The sequence below is a fragment of the Pseudomonas sp. NPDC089547 genome, assembly GCF_050280665.1.
GTDB lineage: Bacteria > Pseudomonadota > Gammaproteobacteria > Pseudomonadales > Pseudomonadaceae > Aquipseudomonas.
In genome coordinates, this window is the sequence record NZ_JBNNVS010000040.1 from 38141 (window position 1) to 52041 (window position 13901).

The 13901-nt window shown below is 62.5% G+C and carries 18 protein-coding genes; 7 read left to right on the forward strand and 11 right to left on the reverse strand.

From position 1 onward, the window contains the following. Positions 1-56: 56 nt before the first annotated feature. Entirely contained in the window at positions 57-911 is an 855-nt protein-coding gene (gene rpoH, locus ACQKPZ_RS22090; protein ID WP_391126544.1) for an RNA polymerase sigma factor RpoH, read from the forward strand. Between the two features lie 168 nt (positions 912-1079). Here the strand turns inward: rpoH and mtgA are convergent, their stop codons facing one another. Continuing rightward, on the reverse strand, positions 1080-1790 hold the full coding sequence (gene mtgA / locus ACQKPZ_RS22095; RefSeq protein ID WP_427542198.1) for a monofunctional biosynthetic peptidoglycan transglycosylase: 711 nt from the start codon (positions 1788-1790) through the stop codon (positions 1080-1082). Positions 1791-1854: 64 nt separating this feature from the next. On the opposite strand from mtgA, the gene ACQKPZ_RS22100 reads away from it, so the two are divergent. From ACQKPZ_RS22100 to trmB, 4 genes are all read left to right on the forward strand, one after another. Further along, positions 1855-2226 carry a DUF423 domain-containing protein gene (locus tag ACQKPZ_RS22100; RefSeq protein ID WP_391126541.1) on the forward strand — a complete coding sequence of 124 codons (372 nt, stop codon included), beginning with the start codon at positions 1855-1857 and terminating at the stop codon, positions 2224-2226. Positions 2227-2328: 102 nt separating this feature from the next. Beyond that, the gene (gene thiS, locus ACQKPZ_RS22105) at positions 2329-2529 is read left to right on the forward strand and encodes a sulfur carrier protein ThiS (RefSeq protein ID WP_012274654.1); all 201 of its coding nucleotides are present in this window, start codon (positions 2329-2331) and stop codon (positions 2527-2529) included. A gap of 53 nt (positions 2530-2582) precedes the next feature. Beyond that, positions 2583-3395, forward strand: coding sequence for a thiazole synthase (locus tag ACQKPZ_RS22110; RefSeq protein ID WP_019097203.1), 813 nt, complete (start codon positions 2583-2585; stop codon positions 3393-3395). A 9-nt stretch (positions 3396-3404) separates the two neighbouring features. After that, entirely contained in the window at positions 3405-4127 is a 723-nt protein-coding gene (trmB, locus tag ACQKPZ_RS22115; protein ID WP_427542176.1) for a tRNA (guanosine(46)-N7)-methyltransferase TrmB, read from the forward strand. Between the two features lie 630 nt (positions 4128-4757). On the opposite strand, the gene ACQKPZ_RS22120 is transcribed toward trmB, so the two are convergent. The 9 genes from ACQKPZ_RS22120 to ACQKPZ_RS22160 all read right to left on the reverse strand — a co-directional run bounded on the left by ACQKPZ_RS22120 (position 4758) and on the right by ACQKPZ_RS22160 (position 11316). Then, the gene (locus ACQKPZ_RS22120; RefSeq protein WP_284353117.1) at positions 4758-5084 is read right to left on the reverse strand and encodes a DUF3392 domain-containing protein; all 327 of its coding nucleotides are present in this window, start codon (positions 5082-5084) and stop codon (positions 4758-4760) included. Between the two features lie 9 nt (positions 5085-5093). Next, the gene (gene hemW, locus ACQKPZ_RS22125; protein ID WP_427542179.1) at positions 5094-6269 is read right to left on the reverse strand and encodes a radical SAM family heme chaperone HemW; all 1176 of its coding nucleotides are present in this window, start codon (positions 6267-6269) and stop codon (positions 5094-5096) included. Continuing rightward, positions 6266-6862 carry an RdgB/HAM1 family non-canonical purine NTP pyrophosphatase gene (gene rdgB / locus ACQKPZ_RS22130; RefSeq protein ID WP_427542182.1) on the reverse strand — a complete coding sequence of 199 codons (597 nt, stop codon included), beginning with the start codon at positions 6860-6862 and terminating at the stop codon, positions 6266-6268. The genes hemW and rdgB overlap by 4 nt, the downstream gene beginning before the upstream one ends. Beyond that, on the reverse strand, positions 6859-7293 hold the full coding sequence (locus ACQKPZ_RS22135) for a DUF4426 domain-containing protein (protein ID WP_427542184.1): 435 nt from the start codon (positions 7291-7293) through the stop codon (positions 6859-6861). Before ACQKPZ_RS22135 ends, rdgB begins: the two co-directional genes overlap by 4 nt. A 22-nt stretch (positions 7294-7315) precedes the next feature. Further along, positions 7316-7936, reverse strand: coding sequence for a methionine biosynthesis protein MetW (gene metW / locus ACQKPZ_RS22140; protein ID WP_003249106.1), 621 nt, complete (start codon positions 7934-7936; stop codon positions 7316-7318). A 7-nt stretch (positions 7937-7943) separates the two neighbouring features. After that, positions 7944-9083 carry a homoserine O-succinyltransferase MetX gene (metX, locus tag ACQKPZ_RS22145; RefSeq protein WP_391126524.1) on the reverse strand — a complete coding sequence of 380 codons (1140 nt, stop codon included), beginning with the start codon at positions 9081-9083 and terminating at the stop codon, positions 7944-7946. Positions 9084-9171: 88 nt separating this feature from the next. Continuing rightward, positions 9172-9762 carry a YggT family protein gene (locus ACQKPZ_RS22150; protein WP_391126521.1) on the reverse strand — a complete coding sequence of 197 codons (591 nt, stop codon included), beginning with the start codon at positions 9760-9762 and terminating at the stop codon, positions 9172-9174. A gap of 10 nt (positions 9763-9772) precedes the next feature. Beyond that, complete coding sequence (proC, locus tag ACQKPZ_RS22155; RefSeq protein ID WP_427542187.1) at positions 9773-10591, reverse strand: pyrroline-5-carboxylate reductase; 819 nt, start codon at positions 10589-10591, stop codon at positions 9773-9775. Positions 10592-10629: 38 nt separating this feature from the next. Further along, positions 10630-11316, reverse strand: coding sequence for a YggS family pyridoxal phosphate-dependent enzyme (locus ACQKPZ_RS22160; protein ID WP_427542190.1), 687 nt, complete (start codon positions 11314-11316; stop codon positions 10630-10632). A 65-nt stretch (positions 11317-11381) separates the two neighbouring features. Between ACQKPZ_RS22160 and ACQKPZ_RS22165 the strand changes: the two genes are divergently transcribed. Beyond that, the gene (locus ACQKPZ_RS22165) at positions 11382-12380 is read left to right on the forward strand and encodes a type IV pilus twitching motility protein PilT (RefSeq protein ID WP_427542193.1); all 999 of its coding nucleotides are present in this window, start codon (positions 11382-11384) and stop codon (positions 12378-12380) included. A gap of 127 nt (positions 12381-12507) precedes the next feature. Here the strand turns inward: ACQKPZ_RS22165 and ACQKPZ_RS22170 are convergent, their stop codons facing one another. Then, positions 12508-13134, reverse strand: coding sequence for a C40 family peptidase (locus ACQKPZ_RS22170; RefSeq protein ID WP_427542196.1), 627 nt, complete (start codon positions 13132-13134; stop codon positions 12508-12510). A 166-nt stretch (positions 13135-13300) separates the two neighbouring features. Between ACQKPZ_RS22170 and ACQKPZ_RS22175 the strand changes: the two genes are divergently transcribed. Continuing rightward, entirely contained in the window at positions 13301-13720 is a 420-nt protein-coding gene (locus tag ACQKPZ_RS22175; protein WP_391126506.1) for an NINE protein, read from the forward strand. Positions 13721-13901: the final 181 nt, after the last annotated feature.

A 13901-nucleotide genomic window follows, 5' to 3' on the forward strand; every position in this document is an offset into this window, starting at 1 on the left:
GGGTCAATGTTGGCAGCGCCCACAAGGCGCGAGTCTGGTAAGTCGGAGGTTCTTGAATGACCACATCGTTGCAACCTGCCTATGCCTTGGTGCCCGGTGCAAACCTGGAAGCCTATGTGCACACGGTCAACAGCATCCCGCTGCTGACGGTCGAGCAGGAGCGTGATCTGGGCGAGCGTCTCTATTATGAGCAGGATGTCGAGGCCGCTCGTCAAATGGTGATGGCCCACCTGCGTTTCGTCGTACATATCGCCCGTAGCTATGCAGGCTACGGGCTGGCCCAGGCCGACCTGATCCAGGAAGGCAACGTTGGCCTGATGAAAGCCGTCAAGCGCTTCAACCCGGAAATGGGCGTGCGCCTGGTGTCCTTTGCCGTGCACTGGATCAAGGCAGAGATTCACGAATTCATTCTGCGCAACTGGCGCATCGTCAAGGTGGCCACCACCAAGGCCCAGCGCAAGCTGTTCTTCAACCTGCGCAGCCAGAAGAAACGCCTGGCCTGGCTGAACAACGACGAAGTGCATCGCGTGGCTGAAAGCCTGGGTGTCGAGCCGCGTGAAGTGCGTGAGATGGAAAGCCGTTTGAGTGGCCAGGACATGGCCTTCGACCCGGCAGCCGAGGCGGATGACGACAGCGCCTTCCAGTCGCCTGCGCATTATCTGGAAGACCACCGGTACGACCCGGCGGTGCAACTGGAGAATGCCGACTGGAGCGATAACTCCACCAGCAACCTGCACGAAGCACTGCAAGGCCTGGACGAGCGTAGCCGCGATATTCTCTACCAGCGCTGGCTGGCAGAAGAGAAGGCCACGTTGCATGAGCTGGCGGACAAGTACAGCGTGTCGGCCGAGCGGATTCGCCAGCTTGAGAAGAATGCGATGAACAAGGTCAAGGCGTTGATTGCGGTCTGATCGGGCCTTGGTTGCACAGAAAAGCCGCTGGCCCTGATCGGGTAAGCGGCTTTTTATTTGTGTTGGCTTTGACGGCCTCTTCGCGGGCGCGCCCGCTCCCACATGTAGGGCGCAAGTCTCAAGAGCAGCGCTGAACCTGTGGGAGCGGGCGTGCCCGCGAAAGGGCCCTCAAAGCTTGCGCGAAGTATCGAGCTGCATCAGGTAGCTGGGCCCACCCAACTGGCTCATCTGCCGGCGAATCCACCCGGCCCGGCTGGCCACGTAGGCGCTCGGCCGGCTGGCACTCCACTTGATCGGGCTAGGTAGCACCGCCGCCAGTTGCGCCGCCTGCTGGCGGCTGAGCCGGCTGGCATCGACGCCAAAGTGATAACGCGCCGCCGCCTGCGCACCAAACACGCCCTTGCCCCACTCGGCGCTGTTCAGGTAGACCTCGAGAATCCGTTCTTTGGACCAGAACAGCTCGATCAGCGCGGTAAACCAGGCCTCCAGCCCTTTGCGGAACCAGCTGCGCCCGGACCACAGGAACAGGTTCTTGGCCACTTGCTGGGTCAGGGTGCTGGCACCGCGAACACTGCCGCCGCGCTCGTTATAGGCCAAGGCTGCCTGGATGGCCGGGATGTCGAAGCCCCAATGGCTGGCGAACTTCTGGTCCTCACCCGCGATGACAGCTACTTTCAGCTCATCGGAGATGTTCTCCCATGGCTCCCAGTCGCGTTGCAGGTCGATCGGCTCGCCGCTGACCCACGACTGCGCCTTGCGCTCGACCATCAGCGCCGTACCAGGCGGTGGCACCCAGCGGAACACCAGCACCAGCACGATGCTGCCGGCAGCGAACCAGAGCAGGGCACGGGAGAGGCGGCGGATAAGGGTTGGCAGCATGACGATGGCTTGGCCGTACGGGTGGAAGGGGCCATTATACAGACCCGATACAAGGAGTCGTCCCATGCTTCGCAGCTTCCTGATGCTTGCCGCCTTTTTCGGCTTTACCGGGGTCGCCCTGGGTGCCTTCGCCGCCCATGGCCTGAAAAGCCGGCTGACGGCCGACTACCTGGCTATCTTCCACACCGGCGTGACCTACCAGCTGGTGCATGCGCTGGCGATCTTTGGCGTTGCCGTGCTCTCGGCGCACCTCCCCGGGCGCCTGGTCGGCTGGGCTGGGGGCCTGTTTGCGCTGGGTATCGTGCTGTTCTCCGGCAGCTTGTACCTGCTGACCCTCAGCGGCATTGGCAAGCTCGGCATCATCACCCCAATTGGCGGCCTGTGCTTCCTGGCCGGCTGGTTGTGCCTGGGCCTGGCAGCCTGGCGGCTGGGCTGACCGGTTGGTCCACAATCGCGACTAATGGCGCGCACCGCCCTTGGGTTGCAGGGCGGTTCGGCGCTAGAATGCGGGCCCCAAAGAACAATGGTGGCCGTGCGCATGCGCATTCAACTGAACGGTGAACCTTACGAACTGCCTGCTGGCGAAAGCGTTGCAGCCCTGCTGACCCGCCTGGAGCTGGCCGGGCGCCGTGTTGCGGTGGAACTGAACCTGGATATCGTGCCGCGTAGCCAGCACGACAGCACGCTGCTGAACGACGGCGACCAGGTCGAAGTGGTCCACGCCATTGGTGGCGGCTGACAGCAGCCCGCGGTTCAAAAGCTAGCCCTGCAACCTTTTCCCGAGGAACAACGATGAGCAACGTTCGTAGCGACAAGCCCTTCACCCTGGCCGGGCGTACTTTCCAGTCGCGCCTGCTGGTGGGTACCGGCAAGTACCGTGATATGGAAGAAACCCGCCTGGCCACCGAGGCCTCGGGTGCCGAAATCGTCACCGTTGCCGTGCGCCGCACCAACCTTGGCCAGAATGCGGGCGAGCCGAACCTGCTCGACGTACTGTCGCCCGACAAGTACACCATCCTGCCGAACACTGCAGGCTGCTTTGACGCGGTGGAAGCGGTACGTACCTGCCGCCTGGCCCGCGAACTGCTCGATGGGCGCAAGTCGCACGAATCCCGCACGCTGGTAAAACTGGAAGTGCTGGCCGACCAGAAAACCCTGTTCCCCAATGTGATCGAGACCCTCAAGGCTGCCGAAGTACTGGTCAAGGAAGGTTTCGACGTGATGGTGTACACCAGCGATGACCCGATCATCGCCCGCCAGCTGGCCGAAGCCGGCTGCATCGCGGTCATGCCGCTGGCTGGCCTGATTGGTACCGGCCTGGGTATCTGCAACCCCTACAACCTGCAGATCATCCTTGAAGAATCGAAGGTGCCAGTGCTGGTCGATGCCGGCGTGGGTACCGCCTCCGATGCCACCATCGCCATGGAAATGGGCTGCGAGGCAGTACTGATGAACTCGGCCATTGCCCACGCGCAGCAGCCGGTGCTGATGGCCGAGGCCATGAAGCACGCCATCGTCGCCGGTCGCCTGGCCTACCTGGCCGGCCGCATGCCGAAAAAACTCTATGCCAGCGCCTCTTCGCCGCTGGATGGTCTGATCAAGTAAGAGCCCCAGATGACTGACTCGCAAGATAAGCCGATCGCCGCCGACGGCGACGCCCGCCCACACCGCCGCATCAAGAGCTTCGTGATGCGCGCCGGGCGCATGACCGAAGGCCAGCAACGCGGCCTGGACCAGGGCGGCCCGCTGTACGTCCTGCCGCTGGCGGACAGCGCGGTGGACTACGACAAGGTGTTCGGCCGTTCAGCGCCGCGCACCCTGGAGATCGGCTTCGGCATGGGCCATTCCCTGCTGGAGATGGCGGCGGCTGCGCCTGAGCAGGACTTCATCGGCGTGGAAGTGCACCGCCCGGGCGTTGGAGCGCTGCTGAACGGCGTGCTGACCCAGGGGCTGAAGAACCTGCGGGTGTATGACTGCGATGCCATCGAAGTGCTGAACCGCTGCGTGGCGGACAACAGCCTCGACCGCCTGATGCTGTTCTTCCCCGACCCTTGGCACAAGGCGCGCCATCACAAACGCCGCATCGTCCAGCTGGAGTTTGCCGAGCTGGTACGACGCAAGCTCAAGCCTGGTGGCGTGTTCCACATGGCTACTGACTGGGAACCGTACGCCGAGTACATGCTGGAAGTGATGAGCGCGGCCCCGGGGTATCGCAACCGTGCGGCCGATGGCACCTACGTGCCGCGCCCGGAAGAGCGCCCGATCACCAAGTTCGAACGCCGTGGCGAGCGGCTGGGGCATGGGGTGTGGGATTTGAAGTTCGAGAAGGTGGATTGATCGGCTGATACGGCCTTTCGATGTGCTGGTGCTTGCAGAAATGCAGGCGAAAAAAAACCGCCCTGAGAAGGGCGGTTTTTTTGTGAGCGACAGGACTGAGTATCCTTCGCTCTGGGACTTCACCGAAAACGTCCACACAGTCAGTGGATCATAAGCAGCCAAAAAGGTCGCGTCAACGATCAGAAATATCCAGCATCACGTGTGTCTGCGCGCTTAACAGCTTTGATCGCGCATCCCGATTATCATCGTGTTGCTCCTGTGGGGAAAAATTCGGTGATGGGTCGGGTAGGGGAAAAATTCTGCTTTCCGGCCCCTTCGACACGGCCTGAGAACCGTGCCGGTAACTGACTTCGAAGGGCCATTAACCTGGCCACTTCACCGAAAACGTCCACCCAGTTTTCGAAGGCATCGAAGCACCGGTTAGATGCTGGAAGATTGGCCCGCCAACACGGAGGCCAAGGCATATGAAGCGTTTGCTTGATGCGCTGAGCCGCGTCTGGAAGCTTGTCCGGATCTTGATAGTGATCAAGACCGTTCGGGATTTCATGCGCGACCACTTCGATGATGCCCGTTAAGGGCTAGTCAGGTGGTAGGGCTGCCCTGGTACTCCGGGGCAGCTTTTAGCAGTCCTTACCCTCGGCGATCAGCCACCACACCAATCAACACCAGCACCACCAACAACACCGGCGCCAGCGCGTAGTTGTTGAACTGGCTCAACCCCTTCACCACCCACGGCGTGGCATAGATCAGCGCCGCACCGCTGCCGATCATCACCATCAGCGCCATGAACGGCACGCGCAGGGCGCCCGCCAGGCCACCAATGCGTTGCTCGGCCCAGGCTTTTACATCGCTACCAAACAGCACCAGCAGGCAGCCTACCAAGGCCAGTGAAATCTCCGACAGGTTACCGCGGCTCCAGCGGGAAACCGTCGCGAGCAGATCAAGTACCAGATCCATGGGTCATCCTTAGGTCAAGAAATACTGCAGCAGGTCATTGAGGAACAACTGGCCCCTTGGCGTGGCCACCAGTCGATCCGGTTCGACCTGTAAAAGGCCCTTTTGTTCGGCGGCGCGGCGTGCCTCGCGCAGTTGCTCCAGTGGCAAGCCGGTGCGCTGGGTGAACAGTTCGGCTTCCACGCCATCGGTCAGGCGCAGGGCGTTCATCAGGAACTCGAACGGCAGTTCGTCGACCGGCAGCAGTTTCTCCCCGGCCTTGAATGGCTTGGCCAGGTTCAGGTAATCCTTGGGCAGGCGGGTCTTCCAGGTCCGCAGGATGCGCCCGTCGGCGAAAGTCAGCTTGCCGTGGGCGCCGGCGCCGATCCCGATGAAGTCGCCGAAGCGCCAGTAGTTCAGGTTGTGCCGGGCAGCGCGGCCCGCCTGGGCGTAGGCCGATACCTCGTACTGGCGGAAACCGTGCTCGGCCATCAGTGCCTGGCCGGCTTCCTGGATATCCCAGAGGATGTCGTCCTCGGGCAGCTCAGGCGGCTGGTTCCAGAACACCGTGTTCGGTTCCACGGTCAGCTGGTACCACGACAGGTGCGTTGGCCCCAGGTCGATGGCCTGGCGCAGGTCGCCCAGCGCATCATCCAGGGACTGGTCGGGCAGGCCGTGCATCAGGTCCATGTTGAAGTTGTCAAAACCGGCCGCACGCGCCATGCCGGCAGCACGGACCGCTTCGTCGCCATTGTGGATGCGCCCCAGCGCCTCCAGCTTGGCTGGCTGGAAGCTCTGCACGCCGATGGACAGGCGGTTGATGCCGGTTTGCCGGTAGGCCTTGAATTTGTCCTGCTCGAACGTGCCTGGGTTGGCCTCCAGGGTGATTTCAATGTCTGGCGCGAACGGGATGCGTTGCTCCACGCCGCGCAGCAGCCGGCCCAGGGCGTTGGCACTGAACAGGCTGGGCGTACCGCCACCGAAGAAGATCGAGCGGATGGGGCGGCCCTGTACGGCGGCCAGCTCCTGATCAAGGTCGTCCAGCAGCGCTGTGACGTAGGCGTCCTCCGGCAGTTCAGGCCCGGCAGCGTGGGAATTGAAGTCGCAGTAAGGGCACTTGCGTACGCACCACGGAATGTGGATGTACAGCGCCAGCGGCGGCAGGCTGATGAAACCCGCCGCGCCGGGGGTGGACAGCGTTGCGATCATGCCAGGCCCAGACGTTGGCGCAGCAGGGCCATGGCACGGGCGCGGTGGCTGAGCTGGTTCTTGTCTGCCGGGGCCAGGTCGGCGCTGGAGCAGTTGCGCTCCGGCACCCAGAACAGCGGGTCGTAGCCAAAGCCGTGCTCGCCGCTGGCCTCGAACAGGATACTGCCGTGCCAGAGGCCTTCGCAGAGGATCGGCAGCGGGTCGTCGGCGTGTCGCACCAAAGCCAGTACGCAGACGAACTGCGCACCGCGCTCGGCTTCGGGCACGTCCTTCAGGGCTTCGAGCAGCTTGGCATTGTTGGCCGCGTCACCCTTGCCGTCGGTGTAGCGCGCCGAGTAGATGCCCGGCGCACCACCGAGGAAGTCCACCGCCAGGCCGGAATCGTCGGCCAAGGCCGGCAGGCCGGAGATTCGCGCGGCGTTGCGCGCCTTGAGGATGGCGTTCTCGACGAACGACAAGCCGGTTTCTTCCGGCTCGACCTGGCTGAATTCACCAATGGAGCGCAGCTGCACGGACTGGCCGAGCATGGCCTGCAGTTCCTTGAGTTTGCCGGCGTTGTGGCTGGCCAATACGAGTTGCTGGAAATTGATCATTCGCCTGGGAAAACTTCCTGGTTGAAGCTGAGGGAATTGCTGATGCCGCCGGTTTCGATATTCAGGTCGAAGGTGACGGTTTCTGGCTGTTCGATCTTGAACTGGGCAACGTAGTACACCGCGCCCTGTTCGGTAATCTGTTTGAACGACAGCGGGCTGCTGCGCCCGGTCAGGTCCTTGACCGTGCCGCTGACCAGCGCCGTGGTGGGCTTGTTGGCCTTGAGCACGGCAATGTTGAGCACGCCCTGGTTCTTGCTGCGTACAAGGCCGGTGGCTGCAGCCACCTCGGGTGTAAGCATGCTCGAAGTGAATGCGCTGTAATGCACCGTCACGTCGCCAAACACTTCCTTGCGCTCGGGCCGGGCGGCATCGGCAGCCAGTACCGGCAAGGCCAGGCACAGGCTGATCAGGAACAGGGCTAGGCGACGCATGGGGCGATTCCTCCGGTGGGCGTCAGACTGCGAGCTGGTGCTCTTGCAGGCCCGGGCTGCTGACGCGATAGATGCCGATCTCACCTAGAAGATTAGGCCAAAGCCGGCCGCCCCACCCGTTGCGGTGCAAGTGGTCGACGGCCAGGCGGTCGAGCACCTTGGCCCTGCGCTCGTGCACCAGTTCTTCGAAGTCGGCAAAGGTGCAGAAGTGGATGTTTGGCGTGTTGTACCAGGTGTACGGCATGAAGTCCGACACCGGCATGCGCCCCTTGGTGGCCAGGTACCAGCGGCAGCGCCAGTGGCCGAAGTTGGGGAACGTAATGATGCACTGGCGGCCTACGCGCAGCATCTCATCCAGGATGCGGTCGGGGTACTCCACGGCCTGCAGGGCCTGGGTCATGATCACTACATCGAAACTGTTGCTGGCGAAGTTGCCCAGGCCTTTGTCCAGGTCCTGCTCGATGACGTTGACGCCCTTCGCCACGCAGGCGGCGATGTTGTCGGCGTCGATCTCCAGGCCATAGCCGGTGACCTGTTTGCGGTCACGCAGCGAGGCCAGCAATTCGCCGCTGCCGCAGCCCAGGTCGAGTACCCGGCTGCCGGCGGGGATCCAGTCGTGGATGATTTCCAGATCGGCTCTCATGCTGTCCTCAGATGGCAATGCGGTTCATGTAGTTCGAGAAACCCTGCATGTAGCGAGGCGTGGGGATCAGGAAGGCATCGTGCCCATAAGGCGAGTCGATCTCCAGATAGCAGACGTTCTTGCGCGCTGCCATCAGGGCGTCGACGATCTCGCGCGAACGGGCCGGCGAGAAGCGCCAGTCGGTAGTGAACGACATGATGCAGTAATCCGCCTTGACGTGGGCCAGGGTGGCGGCCAGGTCGCCGCCTTGGCTGGCAGCCGGGTCGAAATAGTCCAGTGCCTTGGTCATCAGCAGGTAAGTGTTGGCGTCGAAACGGCCGGAAAACTCCTCGCCCTGGTAGCGCAGGTAGCTTTCTACCTGGAACTCGACGCTGTGGAAGTCGTAGTTGAGCTTGTCGCTTTTGAGCTCACGGCCGAATTTTTCACCCATCGAGTCATCGGACAGGTAGGTGATGTGGCCAACCATGCGCGCCAGCATCAGGCCGCGCTTGGGGATCACGCCCTGGTCCTGGAACGAGCCACCGTGGAATTCGGGGTCGGTGAGGATGGCCTGGCGTGCCACTTCGTTGAAGGCGATGTTTTGCGCCGACAACTTGGGTGCCGAGGCGATGTCGACGCAATGGCGTACACGCTCGGGGTAGGTCATGGTCCATTGCAGCGCCTGCATGCCGCCAAGGCTGCCGCCGACGATGGCTGCCCATTGTGCAATGCCCAGGCGGTCTGCCAGGCGTGCCTGGCTGTGTACCCAGTCTTCAACAGTCAGCACCGGGAAGTCGGCGCCATAAGGTTTGCCGGTAGCCGGGTTGATGCTGCTGGGGCCGGTGCTGCCGTTACAGCCGCCGAGGTTGTTCAGGCTGACCACGAAGAAACGGTTGGTGTCGATCGGCTTGCCGGGGCCAATGCAGCTGTCCCACCAGCCCGGCTTGCGGTCGGTGGCGGCATGGTAGCCAGCGGCGTGGTGGTGGCCGGACAGGGCATGGCAGATCAGCACGGCGTTGCTCGCGCTGGCGTTCAGGGTGCCATAGGTCTCGTAGACCAGCTCGTAACTGGCCAGTGAACGGCCACAGGCCAGTGCCAGCGGTTCATCGAACCGGGCGGTTTGCGGTACTACCAGACCGACGGAATCTTCGGGAAAGACAGTGGACATCGACCCTGCTCACGCTTGACGGAGGCGTAAGTCTAAAGAGCGCTACCCCCAGCGGCAAGCAAAGGCTTGCCGCTGGAAGCAACCAGGGTCAGATCATGCGCCACAGTTCTTGTGGCATGCCTGCGTAGGCAGCCAGAGGGGGCATGACGAACGACTGGATCACCTGGATTGCCAGGAAGGCGAAGATCGGCGATATGTCCATGCCGCCCAGGTTGGGCACGATGCGGCGGAACGGTGCCAGCACCGGTTCGCTGATCTGGTAGGCCAGCTCGGCTGCGGGGTTATGGCTATTGGGCGCGACCCACGAAACGATCACCATCACGATCATCGCCACCCAGAAGATCTTCAGGAACAGCGAGGTGATGCCGATGATCGCCCACATCAGCAGGTGCAGGACGTCGCCGAAGGTGCCATAGGTGACCATCAGCACGAAGCCCATCAGCAGGGCCTGGATAACGATGGCCAACAGCAGCGACGAGGTGTCCAGCCCAGCGACACTGGGGATGACCCGGCGAATCGGCTTGAGCAGCGGCTGGGTGGCACGCACCGCGAACTGGCACAGCGGGTTGTAGAAGTTGGCTTTGACCAGTTGCAGGACGAAGCGCAGCAGAACGATCACCAGGTACAGGCTGACCAGGGTTTGCACCACGAAGATCGCGGCGCCGGACAGTGCATTCATCTAAAGCTCCTTATTTGCCCAGTTGTTCGGCCAGCTCGGCGGAGCGCGTGGCCGCAGCCTGCAGTGCCTGCTCGACGATGGCCTCGAAGCCGCTGGCCTGGAACGACTTGATCGCTGCTTCCGTGGTGCCTGCTGGTGAGGTGACGCGGCGGCGCAGTTCGGCGGCATCGACATCGCTGGCAACGGCCATGCGGGCAGCGCCAAGTGCGGTCTGCAAGGTCAGTTGGGAAGCGGTTTCACGTGGCAGGCCAAGTTTTTCGCCTGCTGCGGTCATGGCCTCGATCAGCAGGAAGAAGTACGCAGGGCCGCTGCCGGACACAGCGGTCACCGCGTCCAGTTGTTGTTCCTGCTCCAGCCACAGGGCTGTGCCCACCGCAGACAGCAGTTGTTCGGCCTGCTGGCGTTGCTCGTCGGACACTTCAGCGGTGGCGTAAAGGCCGCTCACGCCTTGGCGCAGCAGCGCCGGGGTGTTGGGCATGCAGCGCACCACCGGGCGGGAGCCTACCCAGCTTTGCAGGCTGGCGCAGGTGATGCCGGCGGCGATCGATACGATCAGCTGGCCATCATGCAGGTTGGGTTGCAGGGCCTGACACACGGCTTTCATGACTTGCGGCTTGACCGCCAGCACGATCACATCGGCGCCGTCGATGGCTTGGGCGTTGTTCTCGAAGGTTTCGATGCCGTGTTCGGCCTGGATGCGGCTGCGGGTCTCCGCGCCCGGGTCGCTGGCGCGGATCTGCGAGGCGTCCAGGCCCTGGGCACGCAGACCACCGATCAGGCTGGCGGCCATGTTGCCGGCGCCGATGAAGGCAATACGAGTGTTGCTCATGTCAGGTCCTTGTGGGAAAGAGTGAGTAAAGCATGCAATCAGTTTTGGCCGTAGTCGCGGGCGCCGAACAGGGCGGTACCGATACGCACCCAGGTCGCGCCCTGTGCAATTGCCGTTTCCAGGTCGTGGCTCATGCCCATGGACAGCGTGTCCAGGCCAAGGTTTATGCCCTCCTGCAAGGCACGCAAGCTTGCAAAGGCGGCCTCTTGGGCAGCGCGGTCATCAGTGGGTTCGGGGATTGCCATCAGCCCGCGCAGGCGCAGGTTGGGTAGGGCGGCCACGGCCTTGGCCAGGGCCGGCAGGTCGGCGGGAGCACAGCCGGACTTGCTGTCTTCGCCGCTGACGTTCACCTGCAGGCAGATGTTCAGTGGCGCCAGCCCGGTAGGGCGTTGCTCGGACAGGCGTTGGGCAATTTTCAGGCGGTCCACGGAATGTACCCAGTCGAAATGCTCGGCGATGGCTTTGGTCTTGTTCGACTGAATGGGGCCGATGAAGTGCCAGATCAAGGGCAAGTCGCCGAGCTCCTGCTGCTTTGTCAGCGCTTCCTGTAGGTAGTTTTCCCCGAAATCGCGCACACCGGCAGCGTGGACCTCGCGGATGGCGCTGGCGGGCTTGGTCTTGCTCACGGCCAGCAGCTGGACGCTGGCCGGATCACGCCCGGCAGCCTGGGCAGCGCTGGCGATACGGGCGGAAATAGCGGAAAGGTTGTCTGCTAGGGTGGACATGGACGGATGCCGACGGCTGTAGGGTCTGCGGCATTCTACCTACTTGAAGGCCTTTGGGGAGTCTCATGGATGTGACTGAACTGTTGGCCCAGGCCGTGGAGGCGGGGGCTTCGGACCTGCACCTGGCGGCTGGCCAGGTACCGATGCTGCGCCTGGATGGCGAGTTGCAGCGGATGAACATGCCGGCTCTGGTGCCGGCAGGCCTGACCGAGGGTGTGGCGCCCTTGCTGGCCGAACATCAACGACAGCAGTGGTCACAGGGTGATGAGCTGGACCTGGCGCTGGAGGTTCCCACGCTTGGCCGCTTTCGGCTAAACCTGTTTCGCCAACTGAATGGCCCCGGGGTTACTTTTCGGCTGATCCCGGGGGGGATCGCCACGCTGGATGAACTTGACCTGAGGGATGTGTATCAAGCTGTTGCGCAATGCAGTGATGGCCTCATCCTGATAGGTGGGCCTACCGGCAGTGGCAAGTCCAGCACCTTGGCGACGTTGCTCGACCAGCTGAACCGCGAGCGGGCGCTGCACATCATCACCCTCGAAGACCCGGTCGAAGTTATCCACCGCAGCCAGCGCAGCCTGATCAACCAGCGCGAGATTGGCCGCCATAGCGGCGGCTTCGCCCAAGGGTTGCGCAGTGCGCTGCGCCAGGACCCGGATGTGATCATGATCGGTGAGTTGCGTGATCTTGAATCCGTTCGCCTGGCCTTGCGCGCGGCGGAGACCGGGCACCTGGTGATGGCGACTGTGCATACGCGTTCGGCGGCGGGCAGTATTGATCGCCTGGTGGAAGTGTTTGCGGCCGAGGAAAAACCATTGGTGCGGGCCATGCTGGCGGAATCGCTAAGGCTGGTAGTGGCGCAGGTGTTGGTCAGGCGTGAAGGCGGTGGCCGGGTGGCGGCAAGGGAAGTGCTGGTGGCGACGCCGGCGGTGCGTAATCTGGTGCGGGAAGGCCGGATGGCGCAGTTGTGTTCGGTGATGCAGGCAGGGGCGGCGGAGGGGATGCGGACGATGGAGGGGGCTTTGCAGAGGTTGAGGGAAAGGGGGGTGATCAGCGATTCATAGTGCCAGTGCCGGCCCTTTCGCGGGCACGCCCGCTCCCACAGGTATGGCGTTTCCCGTGAGAGGGGCGACGTACCTGTGGGAGCGGGCGTGCCCGCGAAGAGGCCGGAACAGGAGAACGCCGATCAGCTCAGCGCTTGGCCAGGCTCAGCTGCCGCTGCTCTTTCGGCAGCACCCGTTTGGCCACTACATAATGCTTCTGCCAGTAAGGCTTGCTCAGGGTGTCGATGCTAACCCGCTTGCCACGCCGCGGCGCATGGATGAAGCGGTCGTTGCCCAGGTAGATGGCAACATGGTTCACCCGACGGCTCTTGATGTTGAAGAAAATCAGGTCACCAGGCTTCAGGTCACCCTTGGCCACTTTCACACCGTGGCCCTGGGCCATGGCATTGGAGGTGCGCGGCAGGTCGACGTCTGCGACATCGTTGAAGGCGTATTTGACCAGCCCGCTGCAGTCGAAGCCTTTTTTCGGGCTGTTGCCACCCCAAACGTAGGGGGTGCCGAGCACATTCACCGCACGGCTGAGCACATCGCTGCTCTGTTTCGGCGACATGGCAGCCACCGGCACACCGCGGCTGCTGGCAGCGTTGCCTGGGCGTGCGCGCAGCGTGGTCTGCTTGACCGGCGCGTGTTTCACCGAGGCATTGGTGGTGTAGCCGGTGAAACCATTGGGAAGACGTTGCTCACGATTGGTGGCGTGGGCGGCCAGGGGCAATAATAGACAGAGGGTCAGCCATGTCTTGAATAAAGGCGGCATAGATGAAGCTCTTATGAATAGTTATGTGTTGGGCGCGCAACTTTATAACAGCTTTTTGATCATTATTTGATCCGTTGGTCGATTGCCCACGTGCCGTACGTCGGCCTGCCACGAGAAAGTCACATTTTTTTTTAGAAAATTTTTGGATAACCCACGAGGGCTACGAATGAACAGTTATGAGCAGGGTGCGCCCTATCACGACACTCACAGCAAGGTCATTGGCTACCTGCTGTGGATTTTCGGCTTCACCGGGTCGCATCGTTTCTACTATGGCAAGCCCGTCACCGGCACCATTTGGTTCTTTACCCTGGGGCTGCTGGGCATCGGCTGGCTGATCGACCTGTTCCTGATCCCGTCCATGGACCGTGAGGCTGACCTTCGGTTCCAGTCCGGGCGCATCGACTACAACATCGCCTGGGTGCTGCTGACCTTCCTTGGGGTGTTTGGCCTGCACCGGCTGTATCAGGGCAAGTGGATTACCGCGATCATCTACTTCTTTACCGGCGGGCTGTTCCTGGTGGGGGTGCTGTATGACTTCTGGACGTTGAACAGCCAGGTTTCCGAGAGGAATGCGGGGCGGGGTTGAGAGGGCTGGGGCTGCTTTGCAGCCCTATCGCGACACAAGGCCGCTCCTACAGGGACCGTGTACGCCTGACAGGGGCGTGCGGTCGGTGTAATCGATGGACTCGCCCCCGCCGAGGCATCACAGTGCCACGGTGGCGTTCGAAGAAGCCAACGGCAGCGAGGGCGAGACCATGAAAAAGCAT